Below are 23,775 nucleotides of genomic sequence, written 5' to 3' on the forward strand. Positions count from 1 at the left end.
CGCCCGTACCGTGCCGGTCGGGCGGCGCGACGCGTTACCGTCTCGGACGGGCGGCGGAAGGGCGTCAGCGGGCGGCGCGGGCGGCCAGCCGGGCGCGCCGGGCCTCCAGCTTCGCGTCGAACTTGAGCGCCTCCGCGTCCAGCCCGTCCATGTAGAGCCCCAGCTCGTCCTGTGCCTTCTGCCCGTCGGGGCCCAGCCCGTCGATCTCCAGCACCTTCAGGAAGCGCAGTACGGGCGCGAGCACGTCGTCGTGGTGGATGCGCAGGTTGTAGATCCCGCCGATGGCCATCTGCGCGGCGGCCCGCTCGAAGCCGGGGATGCCGTGTCCGGGCATCCGGAAGTCGACGACGACATCCCGTACCGCCTGCATCGTCAGGTCCGGCGCGATCTCGAACGCCGCGCTGAGCAGATTGCGGTAGAAGACCATGTGCAGGTTCTCGTCGGTCGCGATGCGCGCCAGCATCCGGTCGCAGACCGGGTCGCCCGACTGGTGGCCGGTGTTGCGGTGGGAGACCCGGGTGGCCAGCTCCTGGAAGGCGACATAGGCCACCGAGTGCAGCATCGAGTGCCGGTTGTCGGACTCGAACCCCTCCGACATATGGGACATACGGAAGGCTTCCAGCTTGTCCGGGTCGACCGCCCGCGAGGTGAGCAGGTAGTCGCGCATCACGATGCCGTGGCGCCCCTCCTCGGCGGTCCAGCGGTGCACCCAGGTGCCCCAGGCGCCGTCCCGGCCGAAGAGGGAGGCGATCTCGTGGTGGTAGCTGGGGAGGTTGTCCTCGGTCAGCAGATTGACCACCAGCGCGATCCGGCCTATGTCGGTGACCTTGGACTGCTCCGGCTCCCAGGCCTCTCCGTCCTCGAAGTAACCGGGGAAGTTGCGCCCGTCACTGAAGGGGACGTACTCGTGCGGCATCCAGTCCTTCGCGACCTTGAGATGACGGTTGAGTTCCTTCTCCACGACCTCCTCCAGCGCGTACAGCAGCCGGGCGTCGGTCCAGGCGTCCGAACTGCCGAGGTGGGGAGAGGTGATGCTCACTGGTGCTCCTGGGGACGGAGAGAGGGGTACCTACGGATTCGTAGGTTACGAGACCGTAGGTTAAGGCGGTGATAAGTGGTGCTCCACTCCGGGGTCACTGTCCACCCATTACTCTCTGTCATTTGTCCAGGTCGGGGTGGATACGTCGGGGGTTCGCGGGGGTGTGCGGAGAGACAGGTCACACCTCCGCGCGTCCCCCCGACGCGCCGATGTCCACCGGAACGGGTCGCGTCCGGCGTCCGGCGAACGGCTCCGCGCCCCCGGCGCGCGCCCCGCCCCGGCGGTCTGCGTCCGGCCTGGGCCCCGGCGCCGCCCCTCTCAGTCCTGGACCACCCCCAGCTCCCGTCGGAGATAGCGGGCCGTGACCGACGACCGATGGCCGAGCAGCCCGGCCGGGGTCCCGGAGAAGACCAGCTCACCACCGTGTTTCCCGCCGTCCGGGCCGAGATCCACGATCCAGTCGGCCCGCTTGACGACATCCAGGTTGTGCTCGACGCAGATCACCGTGTTCCCCGCGTCCACCAGGCGTTCCAGCAGGGTGATCAAGGTGTCCACATCGGCCATGTGGAGTCCGGTGGTGGGCTCGTCCAGCACGTAGACACTGCCGGTGCGGTGGAGCTGGGTGGCGAGCTTGATCCGCTGACGCTCGCCCCCCGAGAGCGAGCTGAGCGGCTGGCCGAGGGTGAGATAGGTGAGCCCGACCTCCTGGAGGGTGCGCAGCTTCTGGTGGAGCGCGGGGTCGTCGAAGAACTCCAGGGCGCGCGCCGCGGTCATCTCCAGGACATCGACGATGGTGTGGCCCGCCACCCGGTGCCGCAGCACCTCGTCCTGGAATCTGCGGCCCTCGCAGACCGGGCATGTGGTCGTCACCGGATCCATGAACGCCAGGTCGGTGATGATCGCGCCGCGCCCCGAGCACTCCCGGCACGCGCCGTCGGAGTTGAAGCTGAACAGCCCGGCGGAGACCCCGTTCACCCGGCCGAAGAGCCGTCGTACGGTGTCCATCACACCCAGGTAGGACGCGGGTGTGGAGCGTGCCGACGCCGTGATCGCGCCCTGGTCGATCACGACCGCCTCCGGGTACGCGGCGGTGAACACCTCCGACACCAGGGTGGACTTCCCCGAGCCCGCCACCCCGGTCACCGCCGTGAGCACCCCGCGCGGGAACCGTACGTCGACGCCCTTGAGGTTGTGCAGCGCGGCCCCGGTCAGCGGCAGCCAGCCGTCCGGCTCCCGGAACGTCTGCTTCAGCGGGGCGCGGCGGCGCAGATGGCGCCCGGTGAGGGTGTCGGCGTCCCGCAGCCGCTTCGCGGGCCCCTCGTAGACCACGCGGCCGCCCTCCGTGCCCGCTCTGGGGCCCATGTCGACGATGTGGTCGGCGATGGCCATGACGTCCGGGTCGTGCTCCACCACCAGGACCGTGTTGCCCCGGTCCCGCAGCCGTACCAGCAGCTCGTTCAGCCGTCCCACGTCCCTGGGGTGCAGTCCCACGCTCGGCTCGTCGAAGACGTAGGTGAGCCCGGTGAGCGAGCTGCCCAGATGGCGCACCATCTTCAGCCGCTGCCCCTCACCGCCGGAGAGCGTGGTGGTCTCCCGGTCCAGCGAGAGATAGCCGAGACCGATGTCGACCAGCCGGCGCAGCCGCTCCCGGGCCGCCGCCGCGACCGGCGCGGCCACGGGGTCGTCGATCCGCTCCAGCACGCCGACGAGGTCGGCGACCTCCATCCGGGCGTGGTCGGCGATGGAGAGCCCGTCGATACGGGTGGCGAGGGCGGCCTCGTTCAGCCGCGCCCCGCCGCAGCCCGCGCAGGGCCGCGCCACGGTGAACCGGGCCGCCGCCGCGCGGCGCTTCTCGGTGAGGTTGGTGGTGTCCCGCTTGAGGTAGAGCCGGGTGAACCGGGTGACGATCCCCTCGAACCGCATGGGGGCGCTGCCGGAGGCGCTCGTGATCTGGACCGTCAGCTCGCCGTCGCCGTGCAGCAGCAGCTCGCGTTCCGCGTCGGTGTAGCGCTCCAGCGGCCGGTCCGGGTCGAAGCGGCCGGACTCGGCGTACAGCTTCCACTCCCAGCCGCCCGGCGAGAGTCCGGGCAGCAGCAGGGCACCCTCGTTGAGCGAGCGGGACCAGTCCACCGCCCGCTCGGTGTCGAGCTGGACGGTCCTGCCGATGCCGTCGCAGACCGGGCACATCCCCGACGGGTCGTTGAAGGAGTAGGCGGTCGCCGGGCCCGCGGCCGGGGTGCCATGGCGGGAGAAGAGCACCCGCAGCACCGAGAAGATGTCCGTCATCGTGCCCACGGTCGAGCGCGCGTTGCCGCCGATCGGCTTCTGGTCGACGACGATCGCCACCGAGAGCTCGTCGATCTCGTCCACCTGGGGCCGCTCGTACTTGGGCAGCCGGTTGCGCAGGAACGAGGTGAAGGTCTCGTTGAGCTGCCGCTGGGACTCCACGGCGATGGTGTCGAAGACGACCGAGGACTTGCCGGAGCCCGAGACCCCGGTGAAGACGGTGATCCGGTTCTTCGGGACGGCGAGGGAGACCTCTTGGAGATTGTTCTCCCGGGCGCCGGTGATGACGATGTGCGATGCGGTACGGGCGGGATCGGTGGGGCTTTCCATGCGTGCCATGCGGGCGACGCTAACCAGAAAACCAGACAGGTTCTGTCGTGATTTCCAGCGGAGATCCCGCGCGCTCGGCGAGGGCCCCCGGTCCCGCCGCGCTCAGCCTGTTTCGCGCCGGATGGGTGTGCTCTGGGCGGCATGCGCCGCCGACTCCTCGGCCGCGGCCGACTCCCGGCGCCGGAAAGCACCCGCGGCCAGGGTCAGCGGGCCGATCAGCAACACGAGTGCCGCGACAGCGCCCAGCGCGAGAGGCAGGCTGGTCAGCTCGGCGACCCCGCCCACCATCGGAGGGCCGAGCAGGAACCCGCTGTAGGCGATGGTCGTCGCGAACGCGACCTCGCGCTCACCACCGCCCCCATCGGCCCGGCGCCCGGCCGCGCCGCTCAACTCCATGACGATGGGGGACGCGTACGCCAGACCGACACCCGCGACGGCGAACCCGGCGAAGACGAGCACCGGCGACGGCGCCACGACCGCGGTGGCCAGCCCCAGCCCACCGATCGCCGCACCCCCGACGAGCATCCGTGGTGCGCCCCAACGGCGCTGGATCACCTCACCGCACAGGCGGGTGCACATCATGGTGATCGAGAAGCACGCGTAGATCAGGGCGCCGGTGGCCTCGCTGAGACCGCGCTCCCGCACACCGAACAGCGCCGACCAGTCCGCGGTCGCTCCTTCGGCGACCGAGGCACACAGGGCCACGCCGCCGAGCAGCCACAGCGCCGGTCGCCTGAACGGCGCCCGCCCGGCGCGCCCGCTCTGCGGAGGTACCCTCAGCAGCTCCTCGACGGGAATCCAGCGGGCGATGCCGACGGTGACGCCGCCGCAGATCACCGCGACGATGACGAAATGACGGCTCGGTGCCAGCCCCTGTCCGGCCGCGACCGCGGCGCCGACCGAACCGGCCAGCGTGCCGAAGCTGAAGGCCGCGTGGAACAGTGGCATGATCGACCGGCCGGTCCGCCGGGTCGCTGTCACGCCGGACACGTTCATCGCCACGTCCATCACACCGACCATCGCGCCGAGTGCGATCAGCAACAGACCGAGCGTCGTGGGTGACCTCGCCAGTCCCAGCGCCGGAAGCATCGCGGACCCGGCGACGCCGGACACCGTCATGACGACGCGAGCGCCGAACGCCGCGCACAGCCGCCCGGCGAGGATCGAAGCGGCGATCATGCCTGCGCTGGCACCGAGCAGGGACAGCCCCAGCGCACCCTCGTCCGCACCGATCTGCGTGGCCAGCGCCGGCACCCGGGGGGCCCACGAGCCGAGCAGTGCGCCGTTGAGGACGAACGCACCGAGTACGGCGATGATCCCCGGGCCCCGGTCCGGATGGGTACCCGTCATTCCCAGCTCCGTCCCGGCCCGGTTCCGGTCGAGCCGCGAACGGCCCGGTGCCGTGGCACACCCCGCGGAGACCGCGCGGATCGCGCGGATGGATCCGAGCCTAGGCGCGCCGAAACGCGGCATTGGTGGCAGGTTCACGCCAAGAGCTGGCTGATTCGCGGTAGCGGGCGCGGTGCCAGTCCGTGGCCCGGCAAGCTCTTCACACCAACCAGAGATGCCGTCACCCTGAACAATTCCCCCCGAGGAGCAGTGGTGGTCAAGCGAAACCGGCCCCTGGACTTGAGCGAATCCCGTCGGCTGCTGGAAAGGGCGGCACGTGTCGACGCCACCCAGGCGTACTCCGGCTATGTACTGGCCCGTGATCGTCTGGTGGATGGCGAGTACCCGCTGTATGGCGAGCGGGCATCCGGCGCGTATGTGTGGGATGTCGATGGGAACCGATATGTGGATTTCATTCTGGCCTACGGCACCATCATCCTCGGCCACGCCGATCCGGTGGTGTCCGAGGCGGTCATCCGCGAGATCCGCGACGGGTTCGCCATAACCCTCCGAAAGAAAGTCCAGGTGGAACTCACCGAGTTGCTCATCTCGGTGGTTCCGCACGCCGATCGGGTGTTCCTGCTCAAGAGCGGCTCGGACGCGACGAGCGCGGCGGTGCGGCTGAGCCGGGCGCACACCGGGCGCGAGCGGGTGATCCGCTGGGGATACAACGGCTGGCATGACTGGTGCGCCAACCGTCCGGCGGGCGTGCCCCGGTCCGCCCAGCAGACGGTCAGCACGTTCCGGTACAACGACCTGGCCAGTCTGGAGCGGGAGTTGCGCCGCTATCCCGGCGAGGTGGCCTGCCTGCTGATGATGCCGTTCGAGGAGGAACCCCCGGCCGAGGGCTTTCTGGCCGCGGCCGCTGAGCTGGCTCGGCGGCACGGCGCCTTGTTCGTGCTCGACGAGATGCGCTCCGGTTTCCGGGTCGCGCTGGGCGGTGCGCAGGAGCGGTACGAGGTACAGGCAGACATCGTGACCTTCAGTAAAGCAATGGCCAATGGTTACCCCATCTCGGCGGTGGTGGGTCGCGAGGAGGTCATGCGAGCCGTCGGCGAGGTGCACATCGGGTCGACCTTCCACGTCAACGGTGCGGAAATGGCCGGTGCCGTCGCGACGATCACCCAGCTCCGTGATTCCAGCGCGTTGGACCATATCGAGGAACTGGGCGCGACCCTGCAGCGCGGCCTGGCCGAGCAGATCGTCCGATCCGGACTCGACGCCCATGTGCTGGGTGTGCCACACATGCCCTTCATGCGCTTTCGGTACACCGATGACGATGCGCGGCGAAGGATTCAGGACGCCTTCTACACCGAGACCACGCGGTGTGGGATCTTGTTCCACCCCAACCACCACTGGTACATCAATGCCGCGATGACCCAAGACGACATCGAGACCGCTCTCGACGCCACCGCGGCCGGATTCCGGGCGGCGGAGATCGCCGCGAGCCGCGGGTGAGGACGAACCGGTGGGCGGCCCGCGGTGGTCGCCGCCTCTCGTCGCCATCGGTCTCGCGGACCGGTACACGCTCAGCCACATGATCATGTGAACGTCCGGTGCCGCCCCGCGCACCGGCCCAGCGGCCGTCCCACGGGGCGAACACCGCCGGACACGGGACGGGAGCCGGGCCCTTCCATACCCGGCGGAGCCCCGGCCCGGTCTCCCCGCGGTTCCGCCGGGACACCGGGCCGCGACCTCCATGGGGACGGAAGGGCCGCGTTCCGCTACTCCCGCGCCAGCTCCCGCGGAGTGGTGTCCCGCAGCCCCTCCTCACTCAGCAGCAGCCAGCGGGTGATCCCGATCGACTCCAGGAACGGCAGGTCATGGCTGGCCACCACGAGCGCTCCCTCGAAGTTCTTCAGGGCCGAGACCAGGACCCGCACGCTCGCCATGTCCAGGTTGTTGGTCGGCTCGTCCAGCAGCAGCAGCCGGGGCGCGGGCTCCGCCAGCAGCAGCGCGGCCAGTGAGGCACGGAAGCGCTCACCGCCCGAGAGGGTCCCGGCGGGGCGGTCGGCACGCGCGCCCCGGAAGAGGAAGCGCGCCAGCCGGGCCCGGACGCGGTTCTGCGTGGCGTCGGGGGCGAACCGGGCCACGTTCTCCACCAGGCTCAGCCCGTCGTCCAGCACATCGAGCCGCTGCGGCAGGAAACGCGCCGGAACCAGGGTCTCCGCCTCCCCCTCGACCGGCTCCAGCTCGCCCATGACCGTGCGCAGCAGCGTCGTCTTGCCCGCGCCGTTGCGGCCCACCAGCGCGATCCGCTCGGGGCCGCGCACCTCGAACTCTTGTGGCAGCGGCGGGCCGTAACGCGTCCGCAGGCCGGACAGCCGTAGCACGCCCTGACCCGGGTGGACCAGCGTGGCGGGCAGTTCCAGACGGATCTCGTCGTCGTCGCGCAGTGCCTCCACCGCCTCGTCCAGACGTTCCCTGGCCTCCTGGAGCCGGCCTTGGTGGAGGGTGGTCTCCTTGCCCGACGACACCTGCTGTTTGCGCTTGAGCGCGCTCGCGACGACCTTGGGCACCCGGCGGGTGTCCTGCATCTTCTGGCCGTACCGCTTGCGGCGGGCCAGTTTCTGCTGGGTGTCGGTGAGGTCGCGCTTCTGGCGCCGGACATCGGCCTCCGCGACCCGCACCATCCGCTCGGCGGCCTCCTGTTCGACCGTGAGGGCCTCCTCGTAGGCGGAGAGATTCCCGCCGTACCAGCGCACCTCGCCGTCGCGTAGATCGGCGATCTGGTCGACCTGCTCCAGCAGGTCGCGGTCGTGGCTGACCACGACCAGGACACCGGGCCAGGCCGCGACGGCGGCGTGGAGCCTGCGGCGGGCGCGCAGATCGAGGTTGTTGGTGGGCTCGTCCAGCAGGAGCACATCCGGGCGGGCCAGCAGCAGGGCGGCCAGCTTCAGCAGGACGCCCTCGCCGCCGGAGAGTTCGCCGATGGTGCGGTCGAGCCCGATATGGCCGAGCCCGAGCTGGTCGAGGGTGGCCAGCGAGCGCTCCTCGATGTCCCAGGCGTCGCCGACGACGGTGAAGTGCTCCGCGTCGGCGTCGCCTCCCTCGATCGCGTGGAGCGCGGCACGGACCCGGTCGATCCGCAGTACCTCGTCCACCCGCAGCCGTGTGTCGAGCACCAGATTCTGCGGCAGATATCCCACCTCGCCGAATGTCTTGATCGTGCCCTGGGACGGGCTGAGTTCACCGGCCACGAGTTTCAGGAGCGTAGACTTTCCGCACCCATTGAGGCCGATCAGTCCGGTTCTGCCGGGACCGACCGCAAGCTGAAAATCGTCGAATACTTCCGTTCCGTCAGGCCAGCTGAACGTGAGGGAGGTGCAGACGATATGGGAAGAAGCAATGGACAAAACAGGTCTCCGGGTTGCTGAGAAGGATCATGGCAACGGATGGAGACACCGTCGTACGCACGACAAGGCCGAGAGGCCGAGGAGAAAGGGTCGACAGGCCCGGAAATGGCAGCTCGATGCCGAGGTCGCACGCACTGCGCGGCTCATCCGCCCTGGGCGGGGCAGCGCACGGTGTTCCAGGACCTCAGACGAGCAACGTCCTTCTCCGATCAACGGTGGCAGAAGCGGTAACCACGGTAAGAAGCGGGTGGGGTGCTGTCAATGAATTTTCATCGGCCACCCACACGGGGAGCACCCATCCTCCTGCCGTGACCCCGTCGGCCCCGTGAATCGTCCCGATCCGCTCCCGGGCTCGCCCCTGGGGGTGTCCCCATCGACCCGACCACCGAGAATCCCCACAGAAGCAAGGAGCGCATTTCCGATGACCACTGAATCGCTTTCGCTGCCCGCCCGGCTCTACCTGCTGGCGTGGGACACCGACAAGATGAAAGCGAGCGGCACATCTCATCTGAACTATCTGGTCCGGGCCGGTGCCCTCACCGAGCTGGCCCAGCGCGGTCTCCTCGTCGACGAGGACGGGGTGGCCCGGTCCGCGGCCGCCACCCGCACCGGGGACCCGGTCCTGGACGGGCTGCTCGACCTGGTCCAGGAGTCCAAGGGGCGCAAGTGGAAGAGCTGGGTGACGCACAAGTCCTCCCAGACCCTCGACGCCCTGCGGGAGCAGCTCGCGGCGGACGGTCAGCTGACCACCAGCAGCGGGATGTTCTCCCGGACCAAGTACGAACTGGCCCGGCCCGAGGTCGTCAAGGCGCTGAAGGCCGAGGCGCGCGAGACACTCACCGGCACCGGCCCGGTCGATGACATCGCGGAGGCGGACGCCGCCGTCGTGGCGCTCGCGGCGGGTGCCGAGCTGAAGACCCTCGTCACGCGCAAGGAGCGCAAGGAGTACAAGGACCGCATCGAGGCCCTCACGGACCGCAGCGGCTCCACCGCCCCCGCGCTCAAGAGGGTGATCCATGAGGTGAAGGTCGCCATCGCGGTGGCCGTCACCGCCGGTGCGGGTGCCGCCGGGTCCTGACCACCGGGCCTGCCGGGGGTCGTCCTCAGCGGGTGTCGCGCAGCAGCTCGGCCAGGTCTTCGTCCAGGTCGAGGAAGAGGTGCTCGCGGCCCCGGGGGACGACCCCCTGCGCGCGTTTCAGGAAGCGCCGCAGCTCGCTGGTGCGCACATGGACCACGGCGACACCCTCCGGGGCGTGGAACTCCAGCACCGTACGGTCGTAGCCGTAGGGGCGCACCCGCACATCGCCGGCCCCCGAGGGCCGCTCGATCCCGGCCACCAGCAGCTCCCTGCCGAAGGCCCAGCTCACGTCCGCGCCCTCCAGGGTCGCCGGGGCGGGGAAGTCGATCGTGACGGCGAAGGGGTCCTCACGGTCGTAGCGCAAGGTCGCCGGGACCGACTCCATCCGGGGAGTCGCGGAGACCAGCCGCGCCTGGACGGCGTGTTCGATGACGACTGACAACAGCTGCTCCTCTGTGTGACCCCGTGAACGCCCCCGCGGTGAACGCCCCTTGATGAGTCGAACGCGCTCCCCAAGACGATCGCTCCCGGCAGCGGGGAAAGACGGCGAAAGCGCCATCGACGTGCACTCGGCGGGTGCGTGAGCTTTATCACCGCGCGTTTCGCCCGTGTTCTCGCGCGCGTTCGGTGCGTTTCGCCCCATGTTCTCGTCGGTGCTCGGCGTCCTCGTGCGTGCCCCGCGTTCTCGTGCGTGCTGGGCGTGTTCGGTGTGCTGGGCGCGCGCCGTGGGGCGTGTGGCGCCCTGGACGCTCCCCGGCGGGTCGGCTAGCTTCCAGCGCCATGACGCCCAAGGGGAAGACGAGACGGACGGTCACCGTGGGACTGTGCGCGGCGGCCATGGCGGCGGCGCTCACCGGACCCGCCCAGGCGGGAAGCCCACCCGGGCCCGGGGCGGCCACGTCCACCGGGACGGCGAAGGCACTCATAGCGACGGGAACGGCGACGGGAGCGGCGCTCACGCCGGCCGGAGCGGCGGCGACGGCCCGCGGCCGGGGCGGGTCCGTGCCGCGCACCGCCGCCGTGCGGTGGAACCTGACGGAGACCGGCACCGACGCCCGCTTCCGGGGCCTGGCCGCCGTCGACCGCGCCACCGCCTGGGTGGCGGGCTCCCGGGGCACGGTCCTGCGCACCACGAACGGCGGCCGTGACTGGCGCGATGTCTCCCCGCCCGGGGCGGAGGGACTGGAGTTCCGGGACGTCGAGGCCTTCGACACCCGGCGCGCCGTGGTCCTGGCCATCGGCCCCGGCGACGCCTCGCGGGTGCTGCGCACCACCGACGGCGGCGCCACCTGGACGGAGACCTTCAAGAACACCGACCCCAGGGCCTTCTACGACTGCGTCACCTTCTTCGACCGCCGCAACGGCCTCGCCCTGAGCGACCCCGTCGACGGCCGGTACCGCATCCTCGCCACCCGCGACGGCGGCGCCACCTGGACGGTGCTCCCCAGCGCCGGGATGCCGCCCGCCCGCGAGGGTGACTCCGCCTTCGCCGCCAGCGGTCAGTGTCTGGTCTCCGCCGGGCCGAGGGACGTCTGGCTGGCCACCGGGGGCGGGCCGAGCGCGCGGGTGCTGCGCTCCGGTGACCGGGGACTGACCTGGAGCGTCGCCGAGACCCCCGTCCCGGCGGGCGACCCGGCGCGCGGGGTCTTCGCCGTCGCCTTCCGCGACCGCCACCACGGCATCGCGGTCGGCGGTGACTACCGGGGCGGCCAGCCCTCGCCCCGCGCGGGCGCGGTCACCCGGGACGGCGGCCGCAGCTGGCAGCCGTCCACCACCCCGCCGCCCGCCTACCGCTCCGGTGCGGCCTGGCTGCCGGGCAGCCGCTCCGCCGCGCTGGCGGTGGGGCCGACGGGGACGGATCTGACCCGGGACGGCGGCCGGACCTGGCGGACCGTGGACGGTGGCTCCTACGACACGGTGGAGTGCGCCCCGCGCGGCGGCTGCTGGGCCTCCGGGGAGAAGGGCCGGGTGGCCCGGCTGGACACCGCCCGCCTCACGCCCGGCTGACGCTCTGTCCGCCCCACCTCCGGCTGACGGTCCTCCGCGCCCGCCCCGCCTCCGGCTGACGGTCCTCCGCGCCCGCCCGGTGGGCGCGCGTTCCGCCCCCGGCGGGCGCGCGCCGCGCGGGCCGGGAACCGCTCGACCGGCGGGCGGGGCGGCCCTTGTGCGGGGTGGAACGTGTTCTTACCATCGCTGGTGTTACATCAGTTATGTCACACAGACGCTGGGACCCCCCGATGATCACCACCCCGCACGGCAGCCACGATTCTCCTGGCCCTCATGGCCCACTGCACGGGCTCCGTGTCGTCGAACTCGCGGGCATCGGGCCCGCGCCCTTCGCCGCGATGACCCTCGCCGACCTCGGCGCCGATGTCGTCCGCGTCGACCGCCCCGGCGGCTCCGGCTTCGGCATCGACCCGGAGTACGACCTCACCAACCGGGGCAAGCGCTCGATCCTCGTCGACCTCAAGTCCGAGGGGGGCGCGGCCCGCGTGCTCGATCTGGCCGAGCGGGCCGATGTGCTGATCGAGGGGTACCGCCCCGGAGTGGCCGAGCGGCTCGGGGTGGGGCCGGATGTCTGTCTCTCCCGTAATCCCCGGCTGATCTACGGACGGATGACCGGGTGGGGGCAGGAGGGACCGCTCGCCTCCCGCGCCGGTCACGACGTCACCTATATCGCCCCCACCGGCACGCTCGGCATGATCGGCCGGGCCGACGAGCCGCCCACCGTTCCCGCCAATCTCGTCGGGGACTACGCGGGCGGCTCGCTCTATCTGGTCATCGGCATCCTCGCCGCCCTCCAGCACGCCCGGGGCGAGGGGGGCGCGGGCCAGGTCGTGGACGCGGCCATCGTCGACGGCGCCGCGCATCTCGCCACGATGATCCACGGCATGGTCGCCGCCGGTGGCTGGGCGGACCGGCGCGGCAGCAATCTGCTGGACGGCGGCTGCCCCTTCTACGGCTGCTACGAGACCGCCGACGGCGGCCATATGGCCGTCGGAGCGCTCGAACAGCGCTTCTACGACGACTTCATCCGTCTGCTCGGGCTCGACGGCGAGGTGCCGCCGCGCCGGGACGTGGAGCGCTGGGACGAGCTGCGCGACGCCGTCGCGGCACGGTTCAGGACCCGTACCCGGGCCGAGTGGACCGCCGTCTTCGAGGGGTCGGACGCCTGTGTGGCGCCGGTGCTCTCGCTGACGGAGGCGCCCACCCACCCCCAGCTCGCCGCGCGCGGCACCTTCGTGGACCACGGCGGCATCACCCAGCCCGCGCCCGCCCCGCGTTTCTCCGCCACCCCCACCACCCTGCGCGGCGGGCCCGCGCTGCCGGGCGCCCACACGGACGAGGTCGCCCGTGACTGGGGGCTGCCCGCCGACCGCGACGCCCTGTCCTGAGGGGGAGCCGTCACGGTCCCGCCCGTCCGGCGCCGCCCGGCCGTGACACCGCTCCCAACGAGGACTGCTCTCCGCACGGCCGCTCTCCGAAAGGCTGCTGAAGTGACCACCGAAGCGTATGTGTACGACGCGATCCGCACCCCGCGCGGTCGCGGGAAGGCCAACGGCGCCCTGCACGGGACCAAGCCGATCGACCTCGTCACCGGGCTGATCCGGGCGGCGCTCGAGCGCAGCCCCGGTCTTGACCCGGCGGCCGTGGACGACATCGTGCTGGGCGTGGTGGGGCCGGTGGGGGACCAGGGGTCGGACATCGCCCGGATCGCCGCCATCGCCGCCGGGCTGCCGGACACGGTGGCCGGGGTCCAGGAGAACCGGTTCTGTGCCTCCGGGCTCGAAGCGGTCAACCTGGCCGCCGCCAAGGTCCGCTCCGGCTGGGAGGACCTGGTGTTCGCCGGGGGCGTGGAGTCGATGTCCCGGGTGCCGATGGCCTCCGACGGCGGCGCCTGGTTCGCCGACCCCATGACCAACCACACCGTCGGCTTCGTGCCCCAGGGCATCGGCGCCGACCTCATCGCCACCATCGAGGGCTTCACCCGCCGTGACGTCGACGAGTACGCGGCCCTCTCCCAGGAGCGGGCCGCCACCGCGTGGAAGGAGGGGCGCTTCGAGCGCTCCGTCGTCCCGGTCCGCGACCGCACCGGGCTGACCGTCCTCGACCATGACGAGCACATGCGCCCCGGCACCACCGCCGACACCCTCGCCGCCCTCAAGCCCTCCTTCGCCTCCGTCGGCGAACTCGGCGGCTTCGACGCCGTCGCGCTCCAGAAGTACCACTGGGTCGAGAGGATCGACCACGTCCACCACGCGGGCAACTCCTCCGGCATCGTGGACGGCGCCGCGCTGGTCGCCATCGGCTCCCGCGAGACCGGCGAACGGTACGGACTCACCCCGCGCGCCCGGATCGTCTCCGCCGCCGTCTCCGGCTCCGAGCCGACCATCATGCTCACCGGTCCCGCGCCCGCCACCCGCAAGGCGCTGCGGAAGGCCGGGCTCACCATCGGTGACATCGACCTGATCGAGATCAACGAGGCGTTCGCCGGGGTCGTGCTGCGCTTCCTGCGCGATATGGACGTCCCGCTGGACCGGGTGAACGTCAACGGCGGCGCCATCGCGATGGGCCATCCGCTGGGCGCCACCGGGGCCATGATCCTCGGCACCCTCGTGGACGAACTGGAACGCCAGGACAAGCGGTACGGGCTCGCCACGCTCTGCGTCGGCGGCGGCATGGGGGTCGCGACGGTGGTCGAACGGCTCTAGTGGCTCCAGGCGACGACGCGCCTTCCGCCCCCGTACACGCGTGGCGGCGCGCGAGAAGCCCCGCGTACGCGCGAGAGCCGTCCGTCCCGCGAGGCCGCGTCCGTACGGCGAGAACCCCCGCCCGCACCTTCCCTGGAGAGCTCCGATGACCGAGAACACCACCATCCGCTGGGAACAGGACGACACCGGGGTCGTCACCCTCGTCCTGGATGACCCGAACCAGTCCGCCAACACCATGAACCAGGCGTTCCGGGACTCGCTCGCGGCCGTCGCCGACCGGGTCGAGGCCGAGCGCGAGAGCATCCGGGGCATCGTCATCACCTCGGCGAAGAAGACGTTCTTCGCCGGGGGCGACCTCAAGGACATGATCCGCCTCGGCCCCGAGCACGCGCGCGAGGTGTTCGAGGGCGGCATGGCCATCAAGCGCGCCCTGCGCCGGATCGAGACGCTCGGCAAGCCCGTCGTCGCCGCCGTCAACGGCACCGCCCTCGGCGGCGGATACGAGATCGCGCTCGCCGCTCACCACCGGATCCTGCTCGACGCGCCGGGCGTCCGGGTCGGGCTGCCGGAGGTGACGCTGGGGCTGCTGCCCGCCGGAGGCGGCGTCACCCGTACCGTACGCCTCCTCGGTATCACCGACGCGCTGATGAAGGTGCTGCTCCAGGGCACCCAGTACAGCCCGGCGCGCGCCCTGGAGAACGGGCTGGTCCACGCGCTCGCCACCACCCCCGAGGATCTCCTCGCCCAGGCCCGCGCCTATGTGGACGACCACCCCGTGTCGCACCAGCCCTGGGACACCGACGGCTACAAGATCCCCGGCGGCACCCCCGCCAGCCCCCGCTTCGCCGCCCAGCTGCCCGCCTTCCCCGCCCATCTGAAGAAGCAGACCGGCGGCGCGCCTTACCCCGCGCCGCGCAACATCCTCGCCGCCGCCGTCGAGGGCTCCCAGGTCGACTTCGAGACCGCGCAGACCATCGAGGCGCGGTACTTCACCGAACTGGTCACCGGACAGACCGCCAAGAACATGATCCAGGCGTTCTTCTTCGACCTCCAGGCGGTCAACTCCGGCCTCAGCCGCCCCGACGGCGTCGAGCGGCGGCCCGTGCGCAGGGTCGCCGTCCTCGGCGCCGGGATGATGGGCGCCGGGATCGCGTACTCCTGCGCCCGCGCCGGGATCGACGTCGTCCTCAAGGACGTCACCGAGGAGGCCGCGCTGCGCGGCACGGCGTACGCGGAGAAGCTGCTCGCCAAGGCGCTGGCCCGGGGCCGTACCACCGAGGCCAGGCGGGACGCGCTGCTCGCCCGTATCACCACCACCGCCGACCTGGCCGAAGTCGCGGGCTGCGACGCGGTCATCGAGGCGGTCTTCGAGGACACCGCCCTCAAGCGGAAGGTCTTCCAGGAGGTCCAGGCGGTCGTCGCGCCGGACGCGCTGCTGTGCTCCAACACCTCCACCCTGCCCATCACGACCCTCGCCGAGGGCGTCGAGCGGCCCGCCGACTTCGTCGGGCTGCACTTCTTCTCGCCCGTCGACAAGATGCCGCTGGTGGAGATCGTCCGGGGCGCGCGCACCGGGGACGAGGCGCTGGCCCGCGCCTTCGACCTGGTGCGGCAGATCAACAAGACGCCGATCGTCGTCAACGACTCCCGGGGCTTCTTCACCTCACGGGTCATCGGGAAGTTCATCAACGAGGGCGTGGCGATGGTCGGCGAGGGAGCCGACCCGGCCTCGGTGGAGCAGGCCGCCGCCCAGGCGGGCTACCCGGCCAAGGTGCTCTCCCTGATGGACGAGCTGACCCTCACCCTGCCCCGGCGGATCCGGGACGAGACCCGGCGCGCCGTCGAGGAGTCCGGCGCCGCCTGGACCCCGCATCCGGCCGAGGCCGTCATCGACCGCATGGTCGACGAGTTCGGCCGCACCGGCCGGGCCGGGGGAGCGGGCTTCTACACCTACGCGGAGGACGGCACGCGGACCGGGCTCTGGCCGGGGCTGCGCGAGCACTTCGCCACCGGCGGCGACCCGGTGCCCTTCGCGGACATGAAGGAGCGGATGCTCTTCTCGGAGGCCCTCGACAGCGTCCGCTGTCTGGAGGAGGGCGTACTCACCTCCGTCGCCGACGCCAACATCGGCTCGATCATGGGCATCGGTTTCCCGGCCTGGACCGGGGGAGTGCTCCAGTACATCAACGGGTACGAGGGCGGGCTGCCCGGTTTCGTGGCGCGCGCCCGGCAGCTGGCGGAGCGGTACGGGGAGCGCTTCACGCCTCCGGCGCTGCTGCTGGCGAAGGCGGGGCGGGGCGAGCGCTTCGAGGACGCCTGACGCCTGGCGCCCGCCGGGGAGGTTCGACGCGGCGGTCGGCGGGGGCGCGCCCGGGGCTCAGCACGGCGGCCGGTACGGCACGCCCGGCAGGAAGACGCGCCACTGCGCGCGGGTGACGGCCGGGTGCGCCGTCGCGCAGATCCGCCGCGCGACGCGCTCCACGTCCGTCTCCCACAGCAGGGCCGTCCCGTCCCGGCTGCCGCTGGCGACCGTATGGCCGTCGGGGCTGAACGCGAGCCGGTGCAGCCGGTCGGTGTGCCCGGTGAGGGTGGCCCGTTCGCGCGGATGGCGGCGGTCGCCGATATCCCAGAGCCGTACGGTCCGGTCGTCCCCCGAACTGGCCAGGGTGGCGCCGTCCGCGCTGAACGCCACCGAGTAGACCTTGCTCGCATGGCCGAGGGCGGTGGCCAGATAGCGGGGACGCGTCATGTCGGTGACGTCCCAGAACCGGATGGAGCGGTCGTCGCCCGCGCTGGCCAGGGTGCGCCCGTCGGGGCTGAAGGCGACCCAGCGGACCGCGCGGGTGTGCTGGCGCAGGAAGAGGGGCCGTGAGCCGTCCGGCCGCAGGTCCCACAGCCCGATGGTGCCGTCCTCGGAGGCGCTGGCCAGATGGGTGCCGGAGGGGGCGAACGCGACCGCGCGCACATAGTCCTTGTGCCTGCCGACGAGGGTGGGCCGCCGCCCGGGGGCGCCGGGGTCCAGCAGCTGGATCGTCCCGTCGGAGCCGCCCGTCGCCAGGGTGCCTCCGGTGGTCCCGGCGGGGCCGGGACCGAACGCGACCCCTTCGGGGTTGCCGTCGCCGTGGGTGCGCACCCGCCAGAGCTGGCGCGGGCGGGCGGGAGTGGTGACGTCCCACAGCCGGGTGGTCCTGTCGTCGCCGACCGTGGCGAGCCGGGTGCCGTCCCGGTTGAAGGCGACGTTGTAAACAGGGCCGTCGGGGCCGGTGAGGGCCGCCAGACGCCGGGGGCGGCCCGGGTCCGTGGTGTCCCACAGATGGACCACGCCGTCCTGGCCGCTGGTGGCCAGCGTCCCACCGTCCGGATGGAAGGCGGTGCCGAAGACGAAGTCCCCATGGGCGGCGAGCGCGGGCGCGGGCAGATCCCACAGCCGGACGGTGTGGTCCTGACTGGCGCTCAGCAGCGCCGTCCCCGCCCGCTGGAACGCCAGCGCGTTGACCATCGTCGGATGCCCCGTGAGCCGGGCGGTCCGCCGGGGCGCGGCGGCACCCGCCACATCCCACAGCTGGACGGTCTGGTCCTCTCCCGCGGTCGCCAGGGTCCTTCCGTCCGGGCTGAAGGCGGCCGCGTAGACCGTCCGCCGGTTCCCGGCGAGGACCCGGGCGAGGGGGGTGGCGCCCCGCAGGTCCCACACCCGCGCGGTGCCGTCCCCGCTCGCCGTGGCCAGGGCCCGCCCATCCGAGGAGTAGGCCACCGACCAGACGGTCCCCCGGTGTCCGGTGAGCGCCGCAAGCGGCCGGGGACGCCGGGGGTCGGTGGTGTCCCACCGCCGTACGGCGGAGCCCACCGCCACGGCCAGGGTGCGCCCGTCCGGGGCGAAGGCGACATCGCGCGCCGTCTCCCCGGCGGCCAGCGCCGCCACCCCGGGCAGTCCCGGCGCGGCCGTGTCCCACAGCCGCACCACACCGTCCTCGCCCGCCGTCGCCAGCAGTCCCGTGGGCGAGAAGGCGAGCCCGCAGACCGGTCGCTCCAGATCGATGACCTCCCGGTCGTCGCCCTGGACCACCGGCCACACGAGCACCCGTCCGGCACGGTCCGCGCTGGCGAGCGTGGTCCCGCCGGAACCGAAGGCCACGGCGCACACGACGGCCTTGTGCCGGGCGAAGACGCGCCGCTCGGCGGGCCGGTGGGGATCGCGCACATCCCACAGCCGCACGGTCCCGTCGCCCGCCGCCGTGGCCGCCAGGGGTCGCGTCGGGGAGAGGGCCGCGGTCCGTCCGTACGGGATGTTGCCGACGAGCGGCGGTCCGTGCCGACGCGGGGTGAGCTGGGTGGCGTACGGGGTGGAGAAGGCGCTCAGCACGCTGCCGCGGGCCTGGGTGGTCGGGGCGAGCCGGAACCCCGCCAGGCTCAGTTGCAGCGCGAGCGCCGGATCGAGCGCGCGCATGGCGTCGGCCTGGGAGGCGACGAACCGGGAGAGGGACGCGTCACGCTGCCGGTCGGCGTCACGGCTGGTCCTGACCGCGTACACGGTGGCGGTCGCCGCGATCAGGAACAGCACCGTGAGCAGCACGACCAGCCGGCGCAGCCGGACCGTGGTGCGCCGGGCGGCGCTCCGCTCCCGCTCCTCCGCGGCCACCGAGGCGTCGAGGAAGGCCCGTTCGCGCCGGGCCAGCGCGCCCGGATTGACGGCGGCCATGTCACGGGCGAGCGCCAGGCGGGTGCCCCGGTACAGGGTGTCCGGGTCCCGCCCGAGCTGCTCCCAGGCGCTCGTCGCCTCCGTGAGCTGACGGTGGATCCGCAGCGCGTCCCGCTGGCTGCCCAGCCAGTCGTGCAGCCGGGGCCAGCTGCGGATCAGGGCCTCATGGCTGATCTCGACACTGTTGTCGCCGAGGGTCAGCAGCCGTGCCGCGGCCAGCCGCTCCAGGATCTCCTCGGTGACCGGGTCCGGATCCAGCTCCTCACGCGCGATGCGGCGCTTGGTGTCCTCGGTGCCCTCGCCCGGCGCGGTCAGCCGGAGGAACAGATCGCGGGTCATGGCCCGCCGGTCGGCCGGGAGCGCGGCGTAGAAGGACTCCGCCGACTGGGCCAGCGCGCCCTCCATGCCCCCGGCGAGCCGGAAGCCGTCCAGCGAGAGCGTCATCCCGCGCCGGTGGTGCCAGGTCTCGCGCAGCGCGTGCGACAGCAGGGGCAGCGCCCCGATCTGCCCCGCCGCCTCCGCGACCAGCCGGGCCAGCAGCGCGCTCTCCACCGTGCAGCCCGCCAGCACGGCGGGCCGGGTGATCGCCTCCCGTAACTCCTCGGCGGTCATCGGACCCAGCGTCACCTGCGCGCCGCGCAGAGACTCCACCAGCTCCGGGTAGCGGGTGCAGTGGGCGTAGAAGTCCGCCCGTACCCCGAGCAGCACCTGACAGCCGCCGCTGACGTCCCGGGCCGCCGTCACCAGGGCGGCGATGAACAACTCCCGCTCGTCGACGTCGGGACAGAGGGCGAAAACCTCCTCGAACTGGTCCACGACCAGGGTCGTCACCCCACCCGCCGTCCGCCGCAGCACCCGGTGCAGCCCGCGCGGACCCGCCAGCAGCTCCCGGCGCAACTCGTCCGGTGCCGCGCCGACGAGAGGGGCGAGCCGGGCGGCGCACTCCGCCAGCGGATGAGCCCCGGGAGTCAGCAGCAGCCCATTGGGCAGCCCCGGCATGACACCCGCCCGCAGCACCGAGGACTTCCCCGCCCCGGACGCCCCGAACAGCGCCACCAGCCGGTGCCGCTCCAGCCGCGCCCGTACCTCGGCGACGGCCCGGCCCCGCCCGAAGAACCGCTCGGCGTCGGCGGGCTGGAACGGGGCGAGCCCCGGGTACGGGCAGTCGCCCGCGTCCCCGCCCTCCCCCTTGCCGGGCCCCTCCACCCCGCCGACCGCGCGGGCGACCTCGTGCCAGCGCCGCTCCCACTGGTCCGCGTCGCCGCCGCACGCCCGCACATAGGCGAGGGTGACGGCGAGGCTGGGCAGCTTCTGGCCGGACGCGGCGGCGGCGAGGGAGGCGACCGAGTAGTGGGCGCGTTCCGCGAGGGCGCGGTACGTGGGGCTGCCCGCGCGTTCTCTGAGGGCGCGCAGATCGGCGGCGAGCCGGATCAGCGGATCGTTCTCGGACCCCAGTGGTTTCTCGCGTCGTGGCACGCCGTCCCCCTTTCGGGGGCTCATTCTCCTGACCGGGGTTGTCCACCGTCCATCCCGACACCGGACAACCCGGCCCACCGGCGGCCCACTCCGGGCGCGTGGCCCCGCGTGCGTGCGGGCCCCGCTGCCGGGTGGGGCCGGGTGCGGGGCTGGGCGAGTGGGGACGCCTGCCCGGCAGGGGGTTCCCGTGTGCCCACCCTGCCCGGCTTTCGCCGTGGGAGCTTCGCCACCGGGTCACCCCCAGGGGCTCTGGTGGTGAGTAGCTCCGTGTGAGGGTTCGCTCTACCCGAGGTCGGTTCTGAGCCGAAGGGGCGCGTCGATGTCTCAGTGACGTCGCGCGGAGATCGTGAGGAACGAGCGATCGAGCACGTCGGCGCTGAGACATCGACTAAAGCGCCCCGGAGGAGAAGAACCGCTAAAAATCACGCCTCCGGCGTGGGCCCGATGCGGATTTCGAAGTCGCCGTCGTACTTCTCGTGCCCCGCGATCACCGCCGACTCCACCACCTCCGTGCCCATCTCCTTGCGGACGATCAGCGGGTCGTCCCGCAGGTCCCGCATCAGCGCCACGCACATGCCGATCATGACGACCACGAAGGGCGCCGCGACCAGGATGGTCAGGTTCTGAAGGCCCGCCAGCGCGTCGCCCTTGCCGTTGCCGATCAGCAGCATGACCGCGGCGACGGCCCCGGTGAGCACGCCCCAGAAGATGACGACGGTCCGGGCTGGTTCGAAGGTGCCGCGCTGGGAGAGGGTGCCCATCACGACCGAGGCGGCGTCGGCGCCGGAGACGAAGAAGATGCCGACCAGGATCATCACGAGCAGGCTCATCACGGTGGCGGCGGGGTACTGCTGGAGTACGGCGAAGAGCTGGCCCTCCGGGGTGGTCTGGGTGCCGAGCTGGTCGCGTTCCTGGAGCTTCATGGCCGTGCCGCCGAAGACGGCGAACCAGACCAGGCTGACCGTGCTGGGTACCAGGATCACGCCGCCGACGAACTGACGGATTGTCCGGCCCCGGCTGATGCGGGCGATGAACATGCCGACGAACGGCGTCCAGGAGATCCACCACGCCCAGTAGAAGACCGTCCAGCTGCCGAGCCATTCGGCGACGCCTTCGCCTCCGGTGGCCTCGGTGCGCCCGGCGAGCTGGGGCAGGTCGCCGAAGTAGGAGGCGATGGAGGTGGGCAGCAGATCCAGCACGATGACGGTGGGGCCCGCGATGAAGACGAAGAGGGCGAGCACGATCGCGAGCACCATGTTGGTGTTGGAGAGCCACTGGATGCCCTTCTCCACCCCGGAGACGGCGGAGGCGACGAACGCCACGGTCAGGACGGCGATGATGGCGACGAGCAGCCCGGTGCCGACGCTTCCCAGCCAGCCGAGTTCGGTGAAGCCGCTGCCGATCTGGAGGGCGCCGAGTCCCAGGGAGGCGGCGGAGCCGAAGAGGGTGGCGAAGATGGCGAGGATGTCGATGAACCGTCCCACGCCCCCGTTGGCGTGCCGCTTCCCGATCAGTGGTTCGAAGACCGCGCTGATGGTCTGTCGCCGCCGTCGCCGGAAGGTGCTGTACGCGATGGCGAGGCCGACGACGGCGTAGATGGCCCAGGGGTGCAGCGTCCAGTGGAAGAGGGTGGTGGCCATCGCGGTGGCCATGGCGTCCGCGGAGTCGGCTGGTTCGGTGCCCGGGGGCGGCGAGATGTAGTGGGCCAGTGGCTCGCTCACTCCGTAGAACATCAGTCCGATGCCCATTCCGGCGCTGAACATCATCGCGACCCAGGAGACGGTACGGAACTCGGGGCCCTCGCCCTCGCCGCCCAGCGTGATCCGTCCGTAGCGGCTGATGGCCAGCCAGAGCGCGAAGACGACGAAACCCGAGGCGGCCAGGACGAAGGCCCAGCCGCCGTTGTGGATGAGTCCTTTCAGCATCGCGCTGGAGATGTCCTCCAGCGTGTCGGTGGCGACCGCGCCCCAGATGACGAAGGCGAGGGTGAGGCCGGCGGTGACGCCGAAGACCACCCGGTCCGTGACGGGACTGGCGGTCTCCTGGGGGTGGGGGCCGGGAAGCGCGGCGGTCACCGGCCGCACCTCCCGTTCCTCCGGCTGCTGTTCGTGCGTCACACGTGGCACCTTTCAGGGGGCTTCCAGGAAGCGGGAAGACGTTGCTGTGTGCTTCCGCTACCCCCTACCACAGGAAATGCACGTGAACGGGGTCAACAGGCTGTCCGTGGCTCTCCCTTTGTGAGGTGATAGGCCGCCCGGGAGTCCAGCAGCAGCGGGACGAGCGCCCGCCGGGACTGGCGCAGCGGTACGAAGGCGCCCTCGGGGCCGGTACGGACGGTGACCCCGTGGAGCGCCAGCTCGTCCTTCACCTCAGCGAACGGCCCGGGGGCGAGACGGTAGCCGCAGGGCGGGTCGGCGAGGGTCTCCTCCTCACCGGCCGGGTCGTTGTCGGCGCCGCCGAGGTAGACCGGGCCGTGGTCCAGCAGGCCGGTGAGCCGGGCGGCGGTGGTCGCGGCCACGATCCGGGCCCGGCGCTCGGTGGCGAAGGCGGTGAGCCCCTCCAGCGCGGTGAGCTGGCTGCCGACCCGGCGCCGGTTGTTCAGCGCGGTGTCGCCGTGCTCCCCGGGTCTCATGGGGGTGATCCGGCTCTCGATCAGCAGCCCGATGGCGTTCTTCACCCCGGTGGCGTTGCGCAGGATGCGCTCCTGGCCGTCGCCCGCGACCTGGCGGATCGGTTCGTCGGTGACCGGGTCGGTCCAGATGCCATACGTACCCGTGGAGTATCCGGCCGCCCGCGCCGCCGGGCGGACATACCGCTCGGAGAGCGTTGTCGACTCCTGGTGCACCCGGGGGTGGGTGTTCAGGTTGCGCGGCCAGAGGTCGAACAGCTCCTTGGCGTACTGGGGCGGGGTCGCGTCGTACTCGTGCAGGTCGTAGACGATGTCGGGCCGCTGGTCACGGATGACGGTGGCCAGCGCGCGGGCCTCGGCGGTCCGCAGCGCGAGGTGGTCGCGGTTGATGTCCACCCCCTGGGAGTTGGTGCGGGTGTCGGCGGCCCGGCCGTCGGGGTTGGCGGTCGGCACCACCAGTACCCGGGTCCCGGCGAGCAGCCGCCGGGTGGCGGGGTCACGGCCCTGGCCGAGCGCGCGGACGGTGGTCAGACACGCCTCCCGCCCGGCGGGCTCGTCGCCGTGCTGGGAGCAGACCAGCAGGACGGTGCTGGGCGCGTGCCGGTGCCCGACGCTCACGAGCTGGAGCGGCCGTCCCTGGGCCGTGGTCCCGATCCGGGCGAGCGAGACCCGCTCGCTCGCCCGGTCGACCGCCGCCAGGAAGGACCGTTCCTCCTCCTCGGTGGTCCAGCGCGCTCCCCCGGTCTCCTCGAATCCCGTGGCGGGCCCGGACGGGACCTGTCTC

The 23,775-nt window shown here is 72.1% G+C and carries 14 protein-coding genes; 6 read left to right on the forward strand and 8 right to left on the reverse strand.

Annotated features, from left to right (window positions below; translation table 11 throughout):
- Positions 1–64: 64 nt before the first annotated feature.
- The 3 genes from ACFVIM_RS16465 to ACFVIM_RS16475 form a co-directional block, all read right to left on the reverse strand.
- A complete protein-coding gene (locus tag ACFVIM_RS16465) occupies positions 65–1,039 on the reverse strand; it encodes an acyl-ACP desaturase (protein WP_384301645.1) in 975 nt (324 codons plus the stop codon).
- Between the two features lie 318 nt (positions 1,040–1,357).
- Positions 1,358–3,664: an ATP-binding cassette domain-containing protein gene (locus tag ACFVIM_RS16470; protein ID WP_384301647.1), complete on the reverse strand. Its 2,307-nt coding sequence runs from the start codon at positions 3,662–3,664 to the stop codon at positions 1,358–1,360.
- A 93-nt stretch (positions 3,665–3,757) separates the two neighbouring features.
- Entirely contained in the window at positions 3,758–5,005 is a 1,248-nt protein-coding gene (locus tag ACFVIM_RS16475) for an MFS transporter (protein WP_384301648.1), read from the reverse strand.
- A gap of 252 nt (positions 5,006–5,257) precedes the next feature.
- Between ACFVIM_RS16475 and ACFVIM_RS16480 the strand changes: the two genes are divergently transcribed.
- The gene (locus ACFVIM_RS16480) at positions 5,258–6,502 is read left to right on the forward strand and encodes an aminotransferase class III-fold pyridoxal phosphate-dependent enzyme (RefSeq protein ID WP_384301649.1); all 1,245 of its coding nucleotides are present in this window, start codon (positions 5,258–5,260) and stop codon (positions 6,500–6,502) included.
- Positions 6,503–6,768: 266 nt separating this feature from the next.
- Here the strand turns inward: ACFVIM_RS16480 and ACFVIM_RS16485 are convergent, their stop codons facing one another.
- The gene (locus ACFVIM_RS16485; RefSeq protein WP_384301651.1) at positions 6,769–8,400 is read right to left on the reverse strand and encodes an ABC-F family ATP-binding cassette domain-containing protein; all 1,632 of its coding nucleotides are present in this window, start codon (positions 8,398–8,400) and stop codon (positions 6,769–6,771) included.
- Between the two features lie 421 nt (positions 8,401–8,821).
- Between ACFVIM_RS16485 and ACFVIM_RS16490 the strand changes: the two genes are divergently transcribed.
- A complete protein-coding gene (locus ACFVIM_RS16490; protein ID WP_384301653.1) occupies positions 8,822–9,478 on the forward strand; it encodes a GPP34 family phosphoprotein in 657 nt (218 codons plus the stop codon).
- Positions 9,479–9,503: 25 nt separating this feature from the next.
- Here ACFVIM_RS16490 and ACFVIM_RS16495 read toward each other — a convergent pair whose 3' ends face one another.
- Entirely contained in the window at positions 9,504–9,920 is a 417-nt protein-coding gene (locus ACFVIM_RS16495; protein WP_384301655.1) for an SsgA family sporulation/cell division regulator, read from the reverse strand.
- A 338-nt stretch (positions 9,921–10,258) separates the two neighbouring features.
- Here ACFVIM_RS16495 and ACFVIM_RS16500 point away from each other — a divergent pair, with 338 nt between their 5' ends.
- From ACFVIM_RS16500 to ACFVIM_RS16515, 4 genes are all read left to right on the forward strand, one after another.
- Complete coding sequence (locus ACFVIM_RS16500; RefSeq protein ID WP_384301657.1) at positions 10,259–11,485, forward strand: WD40/YVTN/BNR-like repeat-containing protein; 1,227 nt, start codon at positions 10,259–10,261, stop codon at positions 11,483–11,485.
- A gap of 230 nt (positions 11,486–11,715) precedes the next feature.
- On the forward strand, positions 11,716–12,873 hold the full coding sequence (locus tag ACFVIM_RS16505; RefSeq protein WP_384301659.1) for a CaiB/BaiF CoA transferase family protein: 1,158 nt from the start codon (positions 11,716–11,718) through the stop codon (positions 12,871–12,873).
- 102 nt (positions 12,874–12,975) lie between these two features.
- Positions 12,976–14,190: an acetyl-CoA C-acetyltransferase gene (locus tag ACFVIM_RS16510; RefSeq protein WP_384301661.1), complete on the forward strand. Its 1,215-nt coding sequence runs from the start codon at positions 12,976–12,978 to the stop codon at positions 14,188–14,190.
- 145 nt (positions 14,191–14,335) lie between these two features.
- Positions 14,336–16,510, forward strand: a complete 2,175-nt coding sequence (locus tag ACFVIM_RS16515) for a 3-hydroxyacyl-CoA dehydrogenase NAD-binding domain-containing protein (RefSeq protein WP_384301663.1) — start codon at positions 14,336–14,338, stop codon at positions 16,508–16,510.
- A gap of 57 nt (positions 16,511–16,567) precedes the next feature.
- Here ACFVIM_RS16515 and ACFVIM_RS16520 read toward each other — a convergent pair whose 3' ends face one another.
- The 3 genes from ACFVIM_RS16520 to ACFVIM_RS16530 all read right to left on the reverse strand — a co-directional run.
- On the reverse strand, positions 16,568–20,362 hold the full coding sequence (locus tag ACFVIM_RS16520) for a hypothetical protein (protein ID WP_384301665.1): 3,795 nt from the start codon (positions 20,360–20,362) through the stop codon (positions 16,568–16,570).
- Positions 20,363–20,784: 422 nt separating this feature from the next.
- On the reverse strand, positions 20,785–22,437 hold the full coding sequence (locus ACFVIM_RS16525) for a BCCT family transporter (RefSeq protein WP_384301669.1): 1,653 nt from the start codon (positions 22,435–22,437) through the stop codon (positions 20,785–20,787).
- A 134-nt stretch (positions 22,438–22,571) separates the two neighbouring features.
- On the reverse strand, positions 22,572–23,775 hold a 1,204-nt coding region (locus ACFVIM_RS16530; RefSeq protein WP_384301667.1), incomplete at its 5' end, for a M14 family metallocarboxypeptidase.

This window comes from Streptomyces sp. NPDC057638, assembly GCF_042800315.1.
Taxonomy (GTDB): domain Bacteria; phylum Actinomycetota; class Actinomycetes; order Streptomycetales; family Streptomycetaceae; genus Streptomyces.

Coding starts and splice junctions, on each gene's coding strand:
- ACFVIM_RS16470 (WP_384301647.1), bottom strand. CDS start 3,664: ATGGCACGCATGGAAAGCCCCACCGATCCCGCCCGTACCGCATCGCAC.
- ACFVIM_RS16475 (WP_384301648.1), bottom strand. CDS start 5,005: ATGACGGGTACCCATCCGGACCGGGGCCCGGGGATCATCGCCGTACTC.
- ACFVIM_RS16490 (WP_384301653.1), top strand. CDS start 8,822: ATGACCACTGAATCGCTTTCGCTGCCCGCCCGGCTCTACCTGCTGGCG.
- ACFVIM_RS16500 (WP_384301657.1), top strand. CDS start 10,259: ATGACGCCCAAGGGGAAGACGAGACGGACGGTCACCGTGGGACTGTGC.
- ACFVIM_RS16505 (WP_384301659.1), top strand. CDS start 11,716: ATGATCACCACCCCGCACGGCAGCCACGATTCTCCTGGCCCTCATGGC.
- ACFVIM_RS16515 (WP_384301663.1), top strand. CDS start 14,336: ATGACCGAGAACACCACCATCCGCTGGGAACAGGACGACACCGGGGTC.